Below are 20,002 nucleotides of genomic sequence, written 5' to 3'. Positions count from 1 at the left end.
CTAGCTAATCATCATCCATTCTAACTACTATAAATAGTCGGGCATCACCACAACCTCCCTTGATGACACGACGGACTCGTCACAGAAAGTAGCAACCGCACCACCATGACACCTGAAACACAGCCAGGAGTTCGCACCAGCCGCCGCGACCTCGTCCGTTTTGCAACCCTCACGGGCGTTGCAACTGTGGCCACAGCAGCTGCAGGGGGCTTGGCCGGTCAGCAGGCGGCTCAGGCAGCCGATGCCAGCTCTACTGTCTTCCCCGCAGAATACATTTACCCCACTGTTTCTGGCCCTTCCTTAGCCATCTGGGGCAGTTCATCCGTAGAAGGAGCTTACGCCGATCAAGGTGTTCCTGCCGGAGTCAAAGCAACCCTACCTGAGCTTCTTTCAAGCTATCTCTCTGTGCCGGTTCTCGGTTTTGGGCGTAGCGGCGATACTTCCTCAATGATTGCGGCCCGTCGCGGTGTAGGCCACAGCCGCTACAAGCTGGCCTTGCCAGATAATAGGGTTCCAGCATCGGGTAGCGTCAATGTGACACTTGCACCTGAGGCAGATGTCAAGTGGGGTACTTCAACACAGGTACCGGGTTATATCGGCGGTGCGCCCGGTGTACTGACTGCTGGTGCCACAGACGGTAGCCTGATTTTCACCCGAACCGTACCCGGCGAAGAAATTTATGCGCCCTCCGATACAGCTGCAGCCTGGCTTTACTCCTACCAGGAGATGATTAGCCGCGCTTGCTACCATGTGCTTCAAATCGGTCGCAACAATCTGGCTGAAACCTCCCGTATACAGGAAGATACCCAGCGGGCTTTTGATATGGCTCCCACCCGCTCGATTGTTCTGGGGCACTTCCGCGCCCAAAAGGATTCAAACACATCAGATCAAGCTAAGCAGGTCGAAACCTACAACACCTGGGCAGCTAAAACCTTCGGGGATAGATTCATGAACCCCGAGACCTTTCTCCGTGAAACCACCCAGGAAAGCTGGCTCCGCTACGGTGCGCTGGCAGGGTCCGGGGTCTGGTCATCCGATAAGGACCGCGCCGCCTACAAGGAGGGGAAGATTCCCCCCAGCTTCTATGCCACCGACGGCTTCCACCTCAATGGCTGGGGCTATGTCGCTATCGCACAACAGATTTATTACCGGGTCACCCAACTGGGCTGGTTCTAAAGATTCTTACCTCGGATAGCTTCAGGCCCGCTCCCCTTATCTTGGGGGCGGGCCTGAGCTCTATTTGCTATTCTTACCGGTGGCTACGGGTTAGGCGTCCTTGGGTTCCTCATAACGCGGGAAAATCGGCGCAGGCGCGGGCAGAACAGTACCAGCGACCAGGGCCCGGTCAAGGTCCCTAAAGCTACGGTTTTCCGGTGCCACAGCCAGTAGGTCTAGGAGCTTACCCATAGAGGTAGGCATGACCGGCTGGGTGAGGGTTGCCACAATGCGTAGAACCTCAGCGGTCACGTACAGAACGGTGTTCATACGTTCCGGGTCGGTCTTGCGGAGCTTCCAGGGTTCCTGGGCCGTGAAGTAGCGGTTAGCTTGACCGACAACCTGCCAGATACGTTCTAGGGCACGGTGGAAGGCCAGAATATCAAAGTCAGCCCGGACCTGCTCCAGCAGAGCACCTGCGGCCTCAAGCATAGCGGTATCCTCCGCAGTAAACTGCCCGGGCTGGGGAACAGTGCCCTCACAGTTCTTAGCAACCATAGACAGTGAGCGCTGGGCCAGGTTACCCAGATCATTGGCCAGGTCGGAGTTAATACGGTTCTTGATAGCCTCGGCTGAGTAGGAACCGTCCTGACCGAAAGAAACATCGCGGAGCAGGAAGAAGCGGAGCTGATCCAGGCCAAAGCCTGCTACCAGGTCTGCGGGGTCCACGGTGTTGCCGATGGACTTTGACATCTTTTCGCCGTCCACCAGCAAGAAGCCGTGGCCAAAGACCTTCTGGGGTAGTTCCAGCCCAGCGGACCAGAGGAAGGCAGGCCAGTAGATAGCATGGAAACGGGTGATGTCCTTTCCGATCAGGTGCATATCAGCAGGCCAGTATTTGGTGAAGAGTTCGCTGTCGGTATCGGGGTAGCCCACACCTGTCAGGTAGTTGGTAAGCGCATCGACCCACACGTACATGACGTGCTTGTCGTTGCCGGGTACAGGTACGCCCCAGTCAAAGGTTGTGCGGGAGATGGAGAGGTCGTTGAGGCCACCCTTAATAAAAGAGGCCAGCTCGTTACGGCGGGTTTCGGGGTAGACGTAGCCCTCGGTTTCATACAGGTCAAGCAGGCGGTCGGCGTACTTTGAGAGGCGGAAGAAGTAGGATTCTTCTTCGGTCCATTCCACCTCTGTATCGGTAGCAATCGCATAGCGCACACCGTCACGCAGTTCGGTTTCTTCCTCGGTGTAGTAGGCCTCATCGCGGACCGAGTACCAGCCTGCGTACTTATCCAGGTAAATATCGCCCTTCTCTTCCATCTTCTTCCAGATGGCTTGAGATGCGGCGTAGTGGTCGGGGTCGGTGGTGCGAATAAAACGGTCAAAATTGGCTCCCACGAGCTCAGCCATTGCGCGGAATCGGGCTGAGTTTTCGTCGGCTAGTTCCTGGGGGCTCTTCCCCTGCTTCTGTGCAGTGGTTTGCATCTTTTGGCCGTGTTCGTCGGTACCGGTCATGAAGCGCACATCAAAACCGTCTAGTTTCTTGAAACGGGCCATGGCATCAGCGGCAATGACCTCATAGGCATGGCCGATATGAGGGGCGCCGTTGGGGTAAGAAATTGCGGTGGTGATGTAGTAGGGGGTAGCAGTCATAGTCATGATTTTACAGGGTGGGGAACAAACCGGCGACCTGCCCACTCCACTTCTTCGTCGTAAGAACTGTCTGTTCGGCACTAGATAGGGCATGAGCCCTGCCCACCAACTGGCTGATGCGGGGTTCAGAGCTGGTAGGCAGGGGGTAGCTAAGCTACTTCTGTAGCCGAACCCGGGAGTTGTTCACCCCCCCAGTGCCATGGGTCTAAAGCCCGCCGCGCCAGTCCTTGGGAGCGAACTGGAGGTGTTGGAAGGGGAAATCATGCAGGTTTTCGGGTGCCTGGCCGTACTTTTTCTGCACCTGGGTGTACCAGCGTGAATTGCCCTGGTTTGCTTGGGGCTGGCTGGTGTCATACTCGTAGTTAGCCGCCATGCACCAAATGTTACGGTCACTGCCATAGCCACCGTATTTCTGCACGGCTTGCGCGATCATGAGGGTTAGTGGGCGCAACCCCAGGGTATTGAGGTTAACTGCGGGGTTGATGCGGAACCACTGCCCCTCATAGGGTGCCAGAGCATGGGTCAGGTTACCGTCCCCCTGGCGTGCAGGCCAGGAGAAACCGCTACGCGCATTAGGCAGGGTGAAAGAGACTGCGTGGTTGATAGAACCAGCAAGAACCTCGTCAATACCGATCTGGGTGAGTTCGCTGGCCATCCCGACCACCGAACTTGTGCCTCCGGTCAGTTGCAGGCTGTGCTTAGAACCGGGGAGCTTGTGAGCATCTTTAATATAGCCGCCGGAGCTGTAATGCCACTGACCGGCATGGCTCCCACTGGTTGTTTTCTTGACCTGGTAGAGGGAACGCCAGATACCGGTTCCCCGATCGTAAATAGCGATAGAGCGGTCCCCACCACCGGGAATCTGGAAGTTCTTAGGGACGGGCAGGCGTACAGCCCTTTCAGCCCCCATCAGCCTCTTATACTCATCACTCTGGTATCTAACCCGGTTATCGAGGCTGTAGAACCATTCGTAGTGCTGGGCGGGGTCTTTGCTATTGACCGTATGAATGGGGATATTGTAGGCGAAGACATTACCGCTCAGAGGTAGCTTGCCTCTAAACCGGTCACTCACATACCTGCTGTGCAGATTCTTGAGGTAGTTGGCCATCTGTGCAGAGTTGGAGAGCACCGGCATCTGCGAGACATTCCGCTGGGCAACCGTTCCTCGCGCCAGGTAGGAGGCGGGGCTAAGTGGTGAGGTTACGGCTGCTGATGCCTGTTCCACGGGTAGGGCCATAGCCGCTATACCTCCAAGGAACAGGGGTGCCAGAGCCCGGCGGCTAATGGGGTGTGCAGAAGACATTGAACATCCTTTATCTCGGGGGTCTGTGGGGGGCCAGAACCGCTGGGAACTGCCAGGATATTGACCCCGCAGTGCGCCCCTTATTTCAGAGGCTGTAAGCCCCAGCGGTTGCTAGCGACCGGCTTTAACCTACCAGTATTGCGCATCACCTTCACCCTCTTAATATTATTCTGATATGGCAAAACATTTATCTTAAGCCCACAAGAACCGCTCATGAGCCCACTGGTCATTCCCCATCAGCCCACAAAAAAAGGTGCCTCCCCTCCCCCAATCGGGAGATAGAAGGCACCCCATGCCGAGGCTAACTCAGAGCTTAGTCAGCCAAGTTGATAATTGCGGCGCGTGAAGCATTCACGACCCGCTTGATGGATTCCAAGACCTCATAGGTCAGTGCTGAGTCAAGGGCCAGAACACATAGGGCCTGCGCGTCCTTCTCGTGGCGAGAAACCTGCATACCGGCGATATTGATGGAGGCTGTACCCAGCAAAGTACCGATAGCGGCAATGACGCCGGGGCGGTCCTCATACTCCAGAACCAGCATGTGGTCAGTAATGGCGATTTCTACATCGTAGCCGTTGACGTTGGTCAGCTTCTCAATGAGCTTGGGGCCGGTCACGGTACCTGCCACCGATACAACCTCACCGTTTGCCAGGGCGCCGGTCAGAATGGTTTCGTTGCGGAAGTAATCGGTTTCGGTGGTGGTCACCAGCTCCACCGCAAGGCCGCGTTGCTCAGCCAGAATCGGGGCGTTAACGTAGGACACCTTATCGGAGACAACATCGGTGAAGACCCCCTTGAGGGCTGAGAGCTTGAGTGAGGTGACGTCCTTAGTGGCGATTTCACCTGCGATTTTGACTTCAACGCGGGTCAAGGCTTCGTCGCCGCCAATGGCGGTCAAAATCCGGCCAACCTTTTCGGCCAGGGGCACGCCGGGGCGCACGTCCTTGTCGATGGCCCCACCGGCAACGTTCACCGCATCGGGCACCAGATCCCCTTCAAGGGCCAGTCGTACCGACTTAGCCACCGAGATACCTGCTTTCTCCTGGGCTTCAAAGGTTGAGGCACCTAGGTGAGGGGTTGCCACAACATTCGACAAACCAACAAAGGGAACCTTCTTAGCCGGCTCCTTGACGAACACATCAATGGCGGCGCCGGCAATCTCACCGCTTCGCAGTGCGGCATCGAGATCAGCTTCGTCAATCAGCCCGCCGCGGGCCACGTTAATGACGTAAGCGCTCTTCTTCATCCTCTTGAAGCTCTTGGCATTAATCATGCCCAGGGTCTCTGGGGTACGGGGCATATGGATAGTGATGAAGTCTGCCCGCTCAATCAGTTCATCCAGCTCCACCAGCTCAACGCCAAGTGACGCGGCACGCGCGGTCGTAACAAAGGGGTCGTAGGCAATAAGCTCGGTGCCAAAGGCACGCAGACGCTCAGCCACCAGGCCACCGATGCGGCCCAGACCAATGATGCCTACGGTCTTTTCGTAGAGCTCGACCCCGGAGAACTGGGAGCGTTTCCACTCCCCTGCCTTCATCGAAGAGTCGGCGGCCGCAATGTTGCGGGCTAGCCCCAGAATATGACCTAGGGTCAGTTCTGCAGCAGAAATAACATTGGATGTAGGTGCGTTGACCACCATGACACCGGCCTTGGTGGCGGCCTTGATGTCGACGTTATCTAGGCCTACACCGGCTCGAGCAATCACCTTGAGCTTCTTGGCAGCTCCAATAGCTTCGGCATCGACCTGGGTGGCAGAGCGGACGAGAATAGCGTCCACATCGGTGATAGCCTTCAGGAGCTGTTGGCGGTCTGCCCCGTCGCAGGTGCGGATCTCAAAATCGGGGCCCAAGGCTTCGACAGTGGCAGGTGATAGTTCTTCGGCAATCAGTACAACTGGTTTTGCAGTCACGGTTTTCCTTGGTTCAGGTAATGAGGGTGTTCTCTCGTATGGGCAGAGGCGCTTCGGACCCTAAGGACGCCTCATCAAAGATTGGGGGTTGCCCCCCCGGTGCAGGACTCTGCGAGGGGCCGGAGTAGGTGCATCCTGTAGTTCACCTTAAGGGCTACAGGGGGCACTCCGTCTGACCGCTGTAAGGGTCATAGAACAACCAAAGCCGACCACCTGACGGTTTGGCAGGTAGTCGGCTTCAGCTCAGAGAGTGTCGGCGCTCAAGCAGCGAACGGTCTTCATGCGCCTTAGCGAGCTACAGAACCATCAACGTAGTCGGCATCCACGCTGTTGGTCCATGCAAAGAGCTTACGCAGTTCGCGGCCGGTGGTTTCGATGGGGTGCGCTTCGCCCTTAGCTCGAAGTTCCTTGAACTCGGGGCCGCCTGCGGCCTGGTCTTCCATGAAGCGCTTGGCGAAAGCACCACTTTGGATATCGGCCAGAACAGCTTTCATGTTTTCCTTGACCTCGGGGGTGATAACGCGAGGGCCGGAAACGTAGTCGCCGTACTCAGCGGTGTCAGAGATGGACCAGCGCTGCTTAGCAATGCCACCTTCAATCATCAGGTCAACAATCAGCTTGAGCTCGTGCAGAACCTCAAAGTATGCAATTTCAGGCTGGTAGCCAGCCTCGGTCAGGGTCTCAAAGCCGTACTGGATGAGCTGTGAAGCGCCACCGCAGAGAACAGCCTGCTCACCAAAGAGGTCTGACTCGGCTTCTTCCTTAAAGGTAGTCTCAATGACACCGGCGCGGGTTGCGCCCAGGCCCTTGGCGTAAGCCAGAGCCAGGTCCAGTGCCTTACCTGAGGCATCCTTTTCAACGGCTACCAGGGCAGGAACCGCGCGGCCAGCTTCAAATTCGCGGCGAACGGTGTGGCCAGGACCCTTGGGGGCGACCATGGCAACATCTACGCCGGCGGGAGCTTCGATGTAGCCAAAGACAATGTTGAAGCCGTGGGCGAAGAAGAGAGCGTCACCTTCGTTGAGGTTGGGAGCGATATCCTTCTTGAACACTTCTGCCTGGACCTGGTCCGGGGTCAGAATCATGATGACATCTGCTTCGGCTGCTGCTTCTGCAACGGTAAGTACGCGCAGGCCTTCTGCTTCGGCCTTGGCACGGGATTTTGAGCCTTCTGCAAGACCAACGCGGACATCTACGCCTGAGTCGCGCAGGTTCAGGGCGTGAGCGTGGCCCTGTGAACCGTAGCCGATGATCGCTACGGAGCGCCCTGCGATATTGGCCAGGTCTGCATCGTCGTTGTAATAGATCTTTGCCATGTGTTTCGATCTCCTTGATCGGTAGAGGGGTAGCTGGCGCTACCCGATCTGTGGGGTTTGAAAACCTCTAACCTACATAGCGGCGCTTGCCGTGGGTAGACAGGGGCTTTACATTGTGAAAGTAAGTGAGCTAGATCCGGTTCTAGCTTCGGAGGGCTTTTTCGTTCATGGAACGAGAGCCACGGGAGAGGCCGATGGTTCCTGCGCGAACAATTTCCCGCACACCAAAGGGTTCAAGCACTTCAAGAAGAGCGTTGATTTTGTTGGCTGATCCGGTTGCCTCAATGACCACCGATTCGGGGGAGACATCGACGATGCTAGCCCGGAAGAGGTCAGCGGCCTGGGTCACCTGAATACGGGCTGCAACATCGGCGCGCACCTTAATGAGGATGTGGTCACGTTGAGCTGAGTTGTCAGCAGGAAGTTCAACAACCTTAAGGACATGGATGAGCTTATTGAGCTGTTTGGTGACCTGTTCCAGGAGCAAATCGCTTGCGTCCACTACAACCGTTATCCTTGAGATTCCAGGGACCTCGGTGGGGCCCACAGCCAGGGAATCGATATTAAACATACGACGCGCGAAGAGGCCAGATACGCGGGCCAGCACACCGGGCTTATCTTCTACGAGAACAGAGAGGGTGTGGCGACTCATAGCATCTCCTCATCATCCCAGGTCGGTGAGATGTCTTTAGCAACTTGGATTAAATCGTTGGATACACCGGCTGGAACCATTGGCCAGACCAGGGCATCGGGGCTGACGTTAAAGTCCACCACAACGGGCCGGTCGTTGATAGCCAGGGCCTGGGCGATGGTTGCCTCAACGTCTTCATCACGTTCACAGCGCAAACCGGCACAACCGTAGGCTTCCGCGAGTTTGACAAAGTCCGGGACCCGTTCGGTACCGATGCCGGTCTTAAGGTGGGTATTGGAGTAGCGGCCATCGTAGAAGAGGTTCTGCCACTGGCGCACCATGCCCAAGGACGAGTTATTGATAATTGCGACCTTGATGGGGATCTTGTTTTGGACGCAGGTTGCCAGCTCTTGGTTGGTCATCTGAAAGCAGCCATCGCCGTCAATGGCCCAGACAATCGAGTCGGGGAAGGCGACCTTGACACCCATAGCGGCGGGTACGGAGAAGCCCATGGTACCCAGGCCCGCTGAGTTGATAAAGTGGCGGGGCTTTTCGTTGGTGATGAACTGAGCTGACCACATCTGGTGCTGGCCAACCCCGGTGACGTAGTAGGCATCGGGGCCGGTCATTTCGCTAATCTTCTGGATAACGTACTGGGGTGCGCCCAAGCCGTCATTGGTCTTGGTGTAGCCCAGGGGGTAAGTTTGCTTGAAATTATTAACCAGTGTCCACCAGTCCGTGAGGTCTGGCAGGGCGCTGGAGAACTCACCGGCCAGAATCTCATTGAGTTCGGGAAGGACCTGGCGCAAATCACCCACGATGGGCACATCTGCAACCCTGATCTTGGAGATTTCAGCCGGATCAACATCAACGTGGATGACCTTAGCTTCCGGGGCGAACTCCGAGACAACACCGGTAACACGGTCGTCGAAACGAGCACCGAGGGTAATCAGCAGGTCGGACTTTTGCATGGCTGTTACCGCTGGTACGGTTCCGTGCATACCGGGCATACCCAGGTTCTGGGGGTCGGAGTCAGGGTAGGCACCACGAGCAGTCAGCGTGGTGACAACTGGTGCCCCGGTCAGCTTGGCCAGCTTCATGAGTTCTTCCGATGCACCGGCGCGTACAACACCGCCTCCCACATATAGGACCGGACGCTGGGATTCGGTGATGAGCTTGGCTGCTTCACGGATCTGCTTGGAGTGGCCGCGGGTAACGATGCTGTAGCCGCGTGCCTCATGGGTAACAGGAGGCCAGGAAAAGTCCATCATACCCTGTTGGGCGTCCTTGGTAATATCGATCAGGACGGGGCCGGGGCGACCGGTGGAGGCAATGTGGAAAGCTGTTGCGATGCACCGCGGAATTTCCTGAGGGTCCCGCACCATAAAGGAGTGCTTGGTAATCGGCATGGTCATGCCCACGATGTCTGCTTCTTGGAAGGCATCGGTACCGATAACGGCCGAAGATACCTGACCGGTAATGCAAACAAGCGGTACAGAGTCCATATTGGCATCGGCAATAGCGGTCAGCAGGTTGGTTGCACCGGGGCCGGACGTAGCGATTGCCACACCGACCTTGCCGCTTGCAATAGCGTAGCCTTCCGCTGCATGCCCAGCCCCCTGCTCATGACGCACCAGAATATGATTGAGCTGCTCGGAGTCGTAGAGGGGGTCATAGGTGGGAAGGATGGCTCCACCGGGCAGGCCGAAGATATCGGTGACGCCCAGCGCTTCGAGCGAACGGACGATAGCCTGGGAGCCTGTCATACGTTCAAGGGGTGAGGGTTCTGAGGGTGCGGATGCAGCCCTCAGATTCTTTGCGAGATCTGCCGGGTTGATGGGTTGTCCCGTCGTCATGGGTGATCCTAGTGGTGGTCCGAAGATAGTCTTGTGTGCGAGCGGTGGGGTACGCCCTGTGGGCCAGGTGCTACCGGGTCACGGTTTTACCTAGAAAAAAACCCTCCGCTTGGTTGAGCGAAGGGTGCGCACGCCATCAGATACAGAGCATCTTATGCTGCGCACTCCGCTAGGAGTCGCACCACAAGAATAATCTGTGATTGCTGGTGTGATGTCATACTCTTTATTCTTGGCTTTTCCCGGCCAGCAGGTCAAACCGGTCTTAGAATATGACACTATATTTCGTTACTGGGTTCACTGCGCGTAAAAAATCTCGGCTGGTCACAGGTCTATGGTGAGCAGCGCAAGCCTGCCCTCGTCAGCGGGCGAACACCCATTGGGTCCCCCTGCGGATGCCGCTGTCATCTTGTGTCATTTAATATCCCCACAGGCTTAACTGCCCCGAGCCACAGCCCTGCACCGTAGACTGGGGGCATGACTGCCTCACATCAGCTCACCAGCAATGAGATCGCCAAGGCCCTTCACACGGTCTTCGATAGCCAGATCATCAATTACGGTGCCTATAACCTTGTGTTTGCAACAGGTTCAGCTATTTACCGTAACTCCGATGTGGCTTCACTCCAGGAGGACGAGCAGCGTTACTTCCTGGTCGGTTACCGGGACACCCCCCGGGAGGCGATTATCGCTCCCCTCGACCTACCTCAGATTCGTAGCTTGGGCACCCCCACCTCGATTGATAACACAAATGCGGCTCGCACCTTTGCCGTCACAGACCTCAATTTTGGGCTAGAGGCAACCAACGGAACCTCTTTTTCTCTTACCTTTGACCCCAAGCACTTTGTTGAAACGAGTCAGGGATCGGGGGTCTTGGACCAGGCCCTTGATATTGAAGATTTCAAACGGGTCATCATTGACGCATGGGCCCTGTAGTCACCTGTCAATGTATAGGCACGCACAAGAGAGGCCTGACCGGTAAACCGGTCAGGCCTCTCTTCTTCTGTGCGCCCCCTGGGACTCGAACCCAGAACCCATTGATTAAGAGTCAATTGCTCTGCCAATTGAGCTAGAGGCGCATATTCATTTGTTTGACCAGGTTTCCCTGGCAACAGATAAATACTATACACACCCCATGGGGACTGCACAAACCCATAAGGGTGTTTGTGAGAACCTTCATAAAAACCAGTTTTAACCTGCTATCAAACCGGCCACTTCAGGGAGCCAGTGCAGTGCTATGAATGACCTTGAACAATCGTCTCGGGGGTAATGACATCCATAACCGCTGTGATAGTGCGTTCCTGCGCTACCGCCTCGACATTGGTCTCAGGGGGCAAACCCTCACCGCCGCTGCCCTGAACCAAGGAATGGGTCAGGGCGCCAATCTGCGCGGACTGCTCTTCGGCCAAGCCCGCTAAGACCTCGCCACCACCGTGATGCTCGCTGAGGCTCTCAATGATATGTACCAACATTTCACGAAATTTAGGGTTCGACAGCTCACCGGCTGAACCCAGCATACGGTCAACGTTTTCCGCTTCAGCCAGGACCCGCCGCCCCTCCTCGGTAATACCTAAGAGGTAGCTCCGGCGGTCGATCGTGTTACGTGTACGAAAGACGTGCCCGTGGGCTTCGAGCCGGGCCAAGGTCTTTCCCATAGTCTGCGCCTGAACGCCGACCAGGGAGGCAACCTTAACCTGGGAGATCATGCCTTCCCGTGCAATCACATCGAGAGCCGTGACACCGGCATGAGTAAGACCTAAGGATTTAAGCTGAGCATTCCAGCTATATTCCAGCATGCGTGCAGCTGTTGAGAGGAGTCTATTAATAGACCAATTACGAATTTCTGGCATGCCAACAGTATAGACACGTTTAGCTGATGCTAAACCGGGCGCATTACAAGCGTTTCAAGTTAACAAGGAGCTCTAGCCAGCCTCTCAAGGCCGCGACCTTCCAACCTATTTAGGGCACCGACCTACTTGGTAAGCTGGTTTTCGACCCACATATTCTTCACGGGATATCATTACGATTTCCCCATTGTTTTCACTATCTGAAAGGCAGATACCATGGCACGTCTCGAGCCAGGAGCTACCGCCCCTGATTTTACGCTCCCCGCCGCCGGTGGCTCAACAGTCTCGCTAGCAGACTTCACCGGTCGCAAAGTAATCCTCTACTTCTACCCCAAGGCTTCTACTCCCGGTTGCACCACCCAGGCCTGCGACTTCCGAGACAGCCTTGAGTCACTGAGCGCACATGGCTACCAGGTTCTGGGGGTATCTCCCGACGGTATCGCTGCACTCGATAAATTCACCGCCACCCAGGACCTACCCTTCCCCCTGCTCTCCGACGAGAACCACGCCGTTGCCGAAGCCTACGGCGCTTGGGGAGAGAAAAAGAACTACGGGAAAACCTATGTAGGCCTCATTCGCTCAACCCTCGTTATTGATGAAGCCGGAAAAGTCGCTCTTGCCCAGTACAACGTCCGGGCCAAGGGGCATGTTGCAAAGCTCCGCCGCGATCTGGGAATTGATAGCTAGCTCACCCACCATCAATTAGGAAAAAGCTCACCTGGTGCTGTATGATTTTCTGTGTTGTGCTTACAGCACCACCTGCGCGAGTGGTGAAATTGGCAGACACGCAGGATTTAGGTTCCTGTGCCTTACGGCGTGAGGGTTCAAGTCCCTCCTCGCGCACTCTATATCAATAACCCGTTTCGCCCGGTTCATTCCCGGTTGAGCGGGTTTTTTGATTATGTTCCCCCCAAAGGGAGTCAACAGTAACCCCTCAGCCCCAAGACCCGATAGCGGCCCTGGGCGGGGCCCAGCCATGTCATCAAGAGGTAATAGCAATGGCAGCAGAGACAGTAACTCGCCGGGAGGCTCTAGGCATTGGCGCTGCGCTCAGCGCTGGTTTTGCACTCAGTGCCTGCTCTACCTCAGCACCCCGCCAACCCGTCGCCACACCGAGGGGCGCAACAGCTTCTAGCGGTAGCGGTAAAGTATTCCGTTTTGCACAGGCTGCGCAGATACAGTCCTTAGACCCTACCGCTACTACCCGCATTGAAAGCCACCGCATCAGCGCCCAGATTCTTGACCCCTTGGTAGGGGCAGACGTCAACACGGGCGAGCCTGTCCCCGGCTTGGCTTCGCAATGGGATATCAGCGACGACGGGCTCACCTACACTTTCACCTTAGACAAGGATCTAATTTTTAGTGATGGTAGCCCCCTAAATGCACAGAGTATCTCCCAGAACTTTGACCGGTGGAAGACTCTGGCCGCAGCTCCCTTGACGCAGCTCAACCAGGCCTACGCCCACCTCTTAGCAGAAACCCCCCGCGCCAGTGGGCGACCAGCCCCAGCTCTGGTCAGCGCCTGGTCGGCTGAAACTGACACCCGTTTTACAGTTACCCTCTCACGCCACTCCGCTAGTTTCCTCAAAGCCCTCACTCAGCCCGCATGTGGAATTATGAAGCCTGACCAGTTTGCCAACAATACGGCAGCGGTTGAATCGCCCATCGGTAGCGGCGCTTTCACTCTTAAAAGCTGGGATGGAGCCACGGCTGTTCTCGAACGCTCTGAGAACTACAGAGGGACAGCACCCGAGATTGACCGCCTGGAATTTGTGACTATTCCCGGTGCCGAGAAACGCTATTACAACCTTGTTGAAGGCCGGATTGACGCCTACGACCAGGTAGCCCTCAAAGACTATGTCCCTCTGGCCCTTGATGGGTACGCGGTGCAATCTCGTGACCCCTATGCCGTTGCTTATATCGGCATCAATCTAGCCCACCCAGCTTTCGATGACCTCAGAGTGCGTCAGGCTCTAGCCTGCGCTATTGACCGGGCCGCCCTCATTAGCGCCTACTACCCCCAGGGAACCAAGGCAGCCTCCGATTTTATCCCCGCACTTTTTCAGATGAAGAACCCCGAAGCCGGGGAGGTCTATAACTACTCAGCGACGAAGGCAAAAGAGTTACTGCGAACCTCAACCTACGCTAACCAGAGCATCGACTTCTACTACCCTGTCAATATTTCGCTGGCCTCATTACCCTCACCAGAGGGCATTTACTCTCTTATTGCAACCAACCTCATCAGTGCGGGCTTCAACCTTGTGCCCAAACCCTACCAGTGGACCGACCAAGGAAGTGACGATATCCCTGCCAAACACCCCAATTACGGGCTAGAACTGGCAGGTTTTATCGGCGCCTACCGCGACCCCACTGCTTTCCTGGGGCAGGTTCTTGCGCCCGCATCAAGAGCACCAGCTGAGATCAGCATGCACCCAGGGGGATCGACTTCTACCCCAAGTACAGGGGAACCAGCTACCGACGACCCTTCCAAAGCCGCATCAAGCTACACCAGCATCATGCAAGCCATTGACGAGGCAGACAGCATCACCGACATCTCTGCCTGGCGCGATGCCTACCGCAAACTCAACGCGCAGGTCTCTGAGCTCCTGCCCGCTATCCCCCTGGCCTACCCGGTATCCGGTGTCACTCAGGGCGCACGGGTCACACGCTACACCGTCACTGCTACCTGCCTCGATGTGTTCTCAACGGTGGATGTAGAGAATTGACACCAGCCATAGAGATTAGGGCGCAACCCCGTCACAGTGTTAGGTAGGTCGCCCTATCTGTACTAGGCTAATAAGGAACCTGGGGTGAAACCCCACACACAAGGCGCCCCAGCTCGGCGCCAAGTCTGAGTACAGCGACGGAGTGTCAAACAGTGGCTAATGAAGTACAAACCGACGTCCTTTTAGTCGGCGGCGGTATCATGAGCGCAACCCTGGGTGTCCTACTCAAAGAAGTAGAACCCAGCTGGAACATCACCCTGTTAGAGCGCCTTGATGAGGCTGGACAGGAATCGTCAAACCCCTGGAACAACGCAGGCACCGGCCACTCGGCCCTCTGCGAGCTCAACTACGCACCGGCAGGGCCGGACGGTACCGTTGACCCAGCAAAAGCTCTGGGCATCAACGAACAGTTCCAGATTTCCCGCCAGCTGTGGGCATCGCTGGTTGAAGAAGGAAAACTCAAGGACGCTTCCTTCATCAACCCCGTACCCCACATGTCTCTGGTCTTCGGTCAGGAACATTCCAACTACCTGGCCAAGCGCTTTGAAGCCTTCGAAGGGCAGAAGCTCTTCGAGCGCATGCAGTTCTCCACCGATATCGACAAGATTCGTGAGTGGGCTCCCCTGGCCGTTGAGGGCCGCGACCCCAGCCAGCCCCTTGCCGCCACCTGGTCACCGGAGGGCACCGATGTCGATTTCGGCAACCTCACCCAGCAGATGCTCGACTACCTGGTAGACCAGGGTGTATCGGTACAGTACGGCCAGCAGGTCACCGATCTCAACCAGCAAAGCGACAGTAGCTGGGTGGTCACAGCCAAGAACCTCAAGGAAAAGGGGCAGCAAGAAACCATCCGTGCACGCTTCGTTTTCCTGGGTGCCGGCGGTGGTGCCCTCAGCCTCCTCCAAAAATCTGGCATTAAAGAGGGCAAGGGCTTCGGCGGTTTCCCCGTCTCGGGCCTTTTCATGCGCAACACCAGCCAGGAAACCGCCCTGCGCCACAATGCTAAGGTCTACGGCCAGGCATCAGTGGGCGCTCCTCCCATGTCTGTTCCCCACCTTGATACCCGCTATGTCAAGGGCAAGCGATCCCTGCTCTTTGGGCCCTACGCGGGTTTCAAAACCAACTTCCTCAAGCACGGTTCCCTGCTTGACCTGCCGCTCTCGCTCCGCCCCGATAACCTTGTCCCCATGGTGCGGGCCGGGCTGGATAACATGGACCTCACCAAGTACCTGATCGGTGAGCTGCTTAAGAATCGTGCTAAGCACCTTGAGTCTCTGCGCGAATACTACCCCACCGCAGTCGATGACGAGTGGGAGCTCATCACCGCCGGTCAGCGCGTTCAGGTTATCAAGAAAGACCCCAAGAAGGGCGGCGTCCTACAGTTCGGTACCGAGCTCATTGCATCAGGCGACGGCAGCCTAGCGGCTCTACTCGGCGCTTCACCGGGGGCCTCCACAGCCGCACCTATCATGCTGAACCTGCTAGCCCGTTGCTTCCCCCAGCAGCTTAGCCAATGGGAGCCACGCATTCGAGAGCTAGTTCCCGGCTACGGTGTCAAGCTCAACGACAACCACCAGCTAGCCGATGAGCTCTTTGCCTACACCTCTAAGGTTTTGGGTATAGACAACTAGTATGGCAGGCTGACTCTAAGGCCCCGGGCTCAAAAGCCCGGGGCACAACTCTTTCTACCTGAAGTAAGCAGCATTTTGCCGCTCACAAGCCCCTGATAGGATATCTACTGATTAACATCTCAAGTCATCGAAGGAAACTTATCTATGGGCCGTGCAGCCACGACCGTCAAACGCTCACGCACAGAACCAACCCACCAAGCAAGGCCCAAGCCCTCTAAGCTCACCGAAGTCAGTGGGTCCAGCTGGAAATACATCTTTAAAAGGGCTCTCAGCGAGTTTAGCCACGACGGGTGCACCGATCTAGCGGCGGCCCTGACCTATTTCACGGTGCTCTCTATATTCCCAGCCTTGCTGGCCATCGTTTCCTTGCTGGGTGTCTTTGGGCAGGGGGAACAAACGGCAAAGACCATTTTGGGCTTCTTGCAAGATTATGCTCCTCAGGAAATGCTCACGATTCTTGAGGACCCCATCACCCAGCTGACCAGCTCCAGTGCAGCCGGTCTGGCCCTGGTCACCGGTATTGTCGGTGCGCTGTGGACCGCTTCAGGCTATACCGGGGCATTTGGCCGTGCTATGAATAAAATCTATGGAGTTCTTGAGGGTCGCCCTATCTGGAAGCTACGACCTATTAACCTCATGGTTACGACCGTTTTAGTGCTCATCGTAGTATCCATGATGTTGGTCTTCCTCTCATCTGGGGACGTTTTGTTGATGATCCAATCCGCAGTTCCCGACTTTGAGTTGGGCGGATTCATCGGAATCTGGATGTGGCTACGTTACCCAATCATGCTGGCCCTAGCAGTTGTCCTGATCAGCCTGCTCTACTTTGCTACTCCTAATGTCAGGCAGCCCAAATTAACCTTCCTGACCCCTGGCGCTGTTTTCGCCCTGGTCTTTATGGCATTGGCCGGTACCGGCTTTAGCTTCTATGTTTCAAATTTTGGCAAATATAATGCCACCTACGGTCTGATCGGTGGCGTTATCGTCATGCTCCTATTCATATGGATCATGAACAATGTGCTCTTACTCGGTGCTCAGATTGATGCAGAGATCCAACGTAGCCGTGAGCTTCAAGCAGGCATCAAGGCAGAAGATAACCTGCGCTTACCACCCAGAGACGACACTATGGCTATCAAGATTCAGCAGAAGCAGGAAGAATTGATTGAGGAAGGCCGAAAAATCCGTCTCTCCCATAGCGGGGTCGATTTTGAGAAGATGGCCCAAGAAAAAGAGAAGGAGTAAAGCCCACCTGCAAGGTTGCCCCGGCGCTGTCAGTCAGTGACCGGGGTTTTCTTCACCCTATATGCACCGTACGATGAGCCTATGACCACCGCCACCACCGACCAGCTACCTTTAGTTGTTGATTCTATCCCACCTACGCCGCAGGACAGCGGGCAACCACCCCGACCCTTGGAGGGAGCCCATGTGCTTCTGGTTCACGGGTTCGCCTCTACACCGATGGTTAACTGGCACCATACCCGTTGGGTCAGCCAGCTTCAGGCCCAGGGTGCTACAGTCCACACGGTGACTCTGCCCTACCACCGGCTCCCAGAATCAGCTGAGGAAACATCTGGTGCTGTCAGCTACCAACTACCAGCCACACAGCGACTGCTTAGCGCAATAGCTGAATCGCTGGCCAGTTACCTGGCTACTCTCAGCGGTGAGGTGCACCTGGTAGGTTATTCCATCGGTGCCCGTATCTGCTGGACTCTCGCTTCGCTCTACCCCGATGCCGTTAGCTCCCTGGTTGCAGGGTCCATGCCGCTTACCAACCATGTGCCCCTCATTAACCGGGCACTACGCACCGGTGGCAGGCTCCCAGATGGTTTTGCCGATATCCTGGCAGGTTCGCCAGTGCCAGAACCCCAGCTTCAGGCCTTCGCGGCTCTACCCATAGAAAGCTTTTCCTCCAGCCCGCTGCCTGCATGCCCCGTTCTCTTTTTCCGGGGTAATCAAGACACCGTAGCCCGTGATTCATTCAAAGCCTACAAGCTCCTTGCCCCAGATCAAGCTGTCTGGTTAGAGTACCCCAGGCGCGACCATATCAATATTCTGACCAGTGGTAAGCTCAGAGCCACCACCATAGAGTTCATGGTTCGTCACAGGCAGACACCAGCTAGCTAGGTGAGCCAACACACGGTAGCGTAGAAACCGCGAGCGCCCCACAAACCGGGTTAGCTCCACGACTTATCTTCTGATGAAAAGGAACAAGATGCAGCAGGTTAAAGCCCTTATCTCCCGTGCCAAGAACCAGCCGGTTGAAGTGGTGACCATCAACGTGCCCGATCCCCTTGCCGGTGAGGCCCTGGTCAGGGTTCTCACCTGCGGTGTCTGCCAGACTGACCACCACTATGTTCAGGGTGGGGTAGGTGATGATTACCCCTATCTGTTGGGCCATGAGTCAGCGGGTATTGTTGAGGCTGTAGGTGAGGGCGTCACCAATGTGGCTCCCGGCGACCTGGTAATCCTGAACTGGCGTGCTGTGTGCGGTGAATGCCGCGCCTGCCAAAAAGGTAAGCCCCAGTATTGTTTCGCAACCCATAATGCCACCCAGAAGATGAGTCTGGAGGATGGCACCGAGCTGACCCCGGCGCTGGGCATCGGTTCTTTTGCCGAGAAGACCCTGGTTGCAGCCGGTCAGTGCACCAAGATTACTGAGGACCTAACTGAGGACCAGTACGCCGCTATTGGCCTGCTGGGTTGCGGTGTTACCGCCGGTTTGGGTGCCGTGCTCAATACAGGTGAGCTGGAACGTGGTGAAACCGTGGCCGTTATCGGGTGCGGTGGTGTGGGTACTGCCGCTCTTGCCGGTGCCAAGCTGGGCGGTGCCACCACCATCATTGCTGTTGATATTGATGAGCTGAAACTGGCTCGTGCCAAGGAACACGGTGCTACCCACACCGTGAACTCATCGGAGCAGGACCCGGTAGAGGCTATCCGCCAGCTAACCGGCGGTTTTGGTGCCGATCTGGTGGTTGACGCTGTCGGTATTGAGGCAACTTTCAAGCAGGCTTTTGAAGCCCGTGATTTAGCAGGCCGGGTTGTTCTGGTGGGTGTCCCTGCACCGGGCACCACCTGGGAGGCACCCCTGGATGAGGTCTTTGGTCGCGGTGGTTCCATTAAGAGCGCCTGGTATGGAGACACCCTGCCCTCTCGTGATTTTCCGCTCTTTGTGCGCCACTACCTACTGGGCAACCTGAACCTTGACGGTTTTGTTTCTGAACGCATCAGCTTGGAGCAGGTCAATGAGGCTTTTGAAACCATGAAGACCGGACAGGTGCTCCGCTCGGTAGTTGAACTCTAAGGAGGGTAAAAATGACTGAAGGTATTGAACGGCTAGTAACCTCTGGGACTTTCTCGCTCGACGGAGGTAGCTGGGAGGTTGATAACAATGTCTGGCTGGTCGGTAACGATAAGTCCCTGATTCTGATTGACCCGGCCCATGATGTGGATGCTATCTCTACCCGCCTAGCTGGACGGCGGGTTGAAAAGATTCTGCTGACCCACGCCCACGATGATCATATCCGCTCTGCCCGTGAAGCCGCTGACCGGTTCGGTGCCCCGGTCTATCTAAACCCCGCTGATCGCCCGCTCTGGGAGATGGTCTACCCCTCCTGGGACTTTGATGCTGAGCTAGCTGACGGTGACCGGATTACTATCGGGGACACTGAGCTGACAGTTCTAGCAACCCCTGGGCACTCCCCCGGGTCCGTTTGCTTCTACGCGCCTACCCTCAGCTGGGAAAACAGCGAGGGAGTGGTATTCTCGGGGGACACCCTCTTTCAGGGGGGTCCCGGTGCGACTGGGCGTTCCTTTTCCAGCTTTGAGACCATCATCGAGTCCATCAAGGAAAAGCTCCTTACCCTGCCTGAGTCCACAGCGGTTCTGACCGGGCACGGTGACTCCACCGGTATCGGCCTAGAAGCCCCTGAGCTCGATACCTGGATGAAGCGAGGCCACTAGACCAGGCTAACCCGCTCA

The 20,002-nt window shown here is 56.3% G+C and carries 16 protein-coding genes and 2 tRNA genes; 10 read left to right on the top strand and 8 right to left on the bottom strand.

Annotated elements, in window-relative coordinates; all coding sequences use genetic code 11:
- Positions 1-105: 105 nt before the first annotated feature.
- A complete protein-coding gene (locus tag ACN085_RS00825) occupies positions 106-1,176 on the top strand; it encodes a hypothetical protein (protein ID WP_419099458.1) in 1,071 nt (356 codons plus the stop codon).
- A 90-nt stretch (positions 1,177-1,266) separates the two neighbouring features.
- On the opposite strand, the gene metG is transcribed toward ACN085_RS00825, so the two are convergent.
- From metG to ACN085_RS00795, 6 genes are all read right to left on the bottom strand, one after another.
- Entirely contained in the window at positions 1,267-2,808 is a 1,542-nt protein-coding gene (gene metG, locus ACN085_RS00820) for a methionine--tRNA ligase (protein ID WP_419110689.1), read from the bottom strand.
- A gap of 205 nt (positions 2,809-3,013) precedes the next feature.
- Positions 3,014-4,111, bottom strand: coding sequence for a hypothetical protein (locus ACN085_RS00815; protein WP_419110285.1), 1,098 nt, complete (start codon positions 4,109-4,111; stop codon positions 3,014-3,016).
- Positions 4,112-4,424: 313 nt separating this feature from the next.
- Positions 4,425-6,020 (bottom strand): phosphoglycerate dehydrogenase, encoded by a 1,596-nt coding sequence (serA, locus tag ACN085_RS00810; RefSeq protein WP_419100594.1) that lies wholly within the window; start codon positions 6,018-6,020, stop codon positions 4,425-4,427.
- 287 nt (positions 6,021-6,307) lie between these two features.
- Positions 6,308-7,336 (bottom strand): ketol-acid reductoisomerase, encoded by a 1,029-nt coding sequence (ilvC, locus tag ACN085_RS00805; RefSeq protein WP_419110284.1) that lies wholly within the window; start codon positions 7,334-7,336, stop codon positions 6,308-6,310.
- Positions 7,337-7,478: 142 nt separating this feature from the next.
- Positions 7,479-7,988, bottom strand: a complete 510-nt coding sequence (ilvN, locus tag ACN085_RS00800) for an acetolactate synthase small subunit (RefSeq protein ID WP_419100596.1) — start codon at positions 7,986-7,988, stop codon at positions 7,479-7,481.
- Complete coding sequence (locus ACN085_RS00795; RefSeq protein WP_419110283.1) at positions 7,985-9,823, bottom strand: acetolactate synthase large subunit; 1,839 nt, start codon at positions 9,821-9,823, stop codon at positions 7,985-7,987. The genes ilvN and ACN085_RS00795 overlap by 4 nt, the downstream gene beginning before the upstream one ends.
- 474 nt (positions 9,824-10,297) lie before the next feature.
- On the opposite strand from ACN085_RS00795, the gene ACN085_RS00790 reads away from it, so the two are divergent.
- Positions 10,298-10,753, top strand: coding sequence for a hypothetical protein (locus tag ACN085_RS00790; protein ID WP_419100598.1), 456 nt, complete (start codon positions 10,298-10,300; stop codon positions 10,751-10,753).
- 70 nt (positions 10,754-10,823) lie between these two features.
- Here ACN085_RS00790 and ACN085_RS00785 read toward each other — a convergent pair.
- A tRNA-Lys gene (locus tag ACN085_RS00785) sits at positions 10,824-10,896 on the bottom strand.
- 156 nt (positions 10,897-11,052) lie between these two features.
- Positions 11,053-11,613, bottom strand: coding sequence for a MarR family winged helix-turn-helix transcriptional regulator (locus tag ACN085_RS00780; RefSeq protein WP_419110282.1), 561 nt, complete (start codon positions 11,611-11,613; stop codon positions 11,053-11,055).
- Between the two features lie 267 nt (positions 11,614-11,880).
- Between ACN085_RS00780 and bcp the strand changes: the two genes are divergently transcribed.
- From bcp to ACN085_RS00740, 8 genes are all read left to right on the top strand, one after another.
- The gene (gene bcp, locus ACN085_RS00775; protein WP_419100600.1) at positions 11,881-12,351 is read left to right on the top strand and encodes a thioredoxin-dependent thiol peroxidase; all 471 of its coding nucleotides are present in this window, start codon (positions 11,881-11,883) and stop codon (positions 12,349-12,351) included.
- 74 nt (positions 12,352-12,425) lie between these two features.
- A tRNA-Leu gene (locus tag ACN085_RS00770) sits at positions 12,426-12,507 on the top strand.
- Between the two features lie 155 nt (positions 12,508-12,662).
- Complete coding sequence (locus ACN085_RS00765) at positions 12,663-14,390, top strand: ABC transporter substrate-binding protein (RefSeq protein ID WP_419110281.1); 1,728 nt, start codon at positions 12,663-12,665, stop codon at positions 14,388-14,390.
- A 125-nt stretch (positions 14,391-14,515) separates the two neighbouring features.
- Positions 14,516-16,021 (top strand): malate:quinone oxidoreductase, encoded by a 1,506-nt coding sequence (locus ACN085_RS00760; RefSeq protein WP_419105463.1) that lies wholly within the window; start codon positions 14,516-14,518, stop codon positions 16,019-16,021.
- A 144-nt stretch (positions 16,022-16,165) separates the two neighbouring features.
- Entirely contained in the window at positions 16,166-17,263 is a 1,098-nt protein-coding gene (locus tag ACN085_RS00755) for a YihY/virulence factor BrkB family protein (protein ID WP_419105459.1), read from the top strand.
- Positions 17,264-17,344: 81 nt separating this feature from the next.
- Positions 17,345-18,145 (top strand): alpha/beta fold hydrolase, encoded by an 801-nt coding sequence (locus tag ACN085_RS00750; RefSeq protein ID WP_419110280.1) that lies wholly within the window; start codon positions 17,345-17,347, stop codon positions 18,143-18,145.
- 88 nt (positions 18,146-18,233) lie between these two features.
- A complete protein-coding gene (locus ACN085_RS00745) occupies positions 18,234-19,325 on the top strand; it encodes an S-(hydroxymethyl)mycothiol dehydrogenase (protein ID WP_419110279.1) in 1,092 nt (363 codons plus the stop codon).
- 11 nt (positions 19,326-19,336) lie between these two features.
- Positions 19,337-19,984, top strand: a complete 648-nt coding sequence (locus ACN085_RS00740) for an MBL fold metallo-hydrolase (RefSeq protein WP_419105457.1) — start codon at positions 19,337-19,339, stop codon at positions 19,982-19,984.
- Positions 19,985-20,002 lie beyond the last annotated feature (18 nt).

This window comes from Rothia sp. P4278, from assembly GCF_048512945.1.
Classification (GTDB): domain Bacteria; phylum Actinomycetota; class Actinomycetes; order Actinomycetales; family Micrococcaceae; genus Rothia.
The sequence above is the reverse complement of the archived record's forward strand: the minus strand, read 5'-3'. Positions and strand labels throughout refer to the sequence as shown.

What these genes read in the sequence shown, in the direction of transcription:
- ACN085_RS00825 (WP_419099458.1), top strand. Translation starts at nt 106, where the DNA reads ATGACACCTGAAACACAGCCAGGAGTTCGCACCAGCCGCCGCGACCTC.
- metG (WP_419110689.1), bottom strand. Translation starts at nt 2,808, where the DNA reads ATGACTGCTACCCCCTACTACATCACCACCGCAATTTCTTACCCCAAC.
- ACN085_RS00815 (WP_419110285.1), bottom strand. Translation starts at nt 4,111, where the DNA reads ATGTCTTCTGCACACCCCATTAGCCGCCGGGCTCTGGCACCCCTGTTC.
- ilvC (WP_419110284.1), bottom strand. Translation starts at nt 7,336, where the DNA reads ATGGCAAAGATCTATTACAACGACGATGCAGACCTGGCCAATATCGCA.
- ilvN (WP_419100596.1), bottom strand. Translation starts at nt 7,988, where the DNA reads ATGAGTCGCCACACCCTCTCTGTTCTCGTAGAAGATAAGCCCGGTGTG.
- ACN085_RS00795 (WP_419110283.1), bottom strand. Translation starts at nt 9,823, where the DNA reads ATGACGACGGGACAACCCATCAACCCGGCAGATCTCGCAAAGAATCTG.
- ACN085_RS00790 (WP_419100598.1), top strand. Translation starts at nt 10,298, where the DNA reads ATGACTGCCTCACATCAGCTCACCAGCAATGAGATCGCCAAGGCCCTT.
- ACN085_RS00780 (WP_419110282.1), bottom strand. Translation starts at nt 11,613, where the DNA reads ATGCTGGAATATAGCTGGAATGCTCAGCTTAAATCCTTAGGTCTTACT.
- bcp (WP_419100600.1), top strand. Translation starts at nt 11,881, where the DNA reads ATGGCACGTCTCGAGCCAGGAGCTACCGCCCCTGATTTTACGCTCCCC.
- ACN085_RS00765 (WP_419110281.1), top strand. Translation starts at nt 12,663, where the DNA reads ATGGCAGCAGAGACAGTAACTCGCCGGGAGGCTCTAGGCATTGGCGCT.
- ACN085_RS00755 (WP_419105459.1), top strand. Translation starts at nt 16,166, where the DNA reads ATGGGCCGTGCAGCCACGACCGTCAAACGCTCACGCACAGAACCAACC.
- ACN085_RS00750 (WP_419110280.1), top strand. Translation starts at nt 17,345, where the DNA reads ATGACCACCGCCACCACCGACCAGCTACCTTTAGTTGTTGATTCTATC.
- ACN085_RS00745 (WP_419110279.1), top strand. Translation starts at nt 18,234, where the DNA reads ATGCAGCAGGTTAAAGCCCTTATCTCCCGTGCCAAGAACCAGCCGGTT.
- ACN085_RS00740 (WP_419105457.1), top strand. Translation starts at nt 19,337, where the DNA reads ATGACTGAAGGTATTGAACGGCTAGTAACCTCTGGGACTTTCTCGCTC.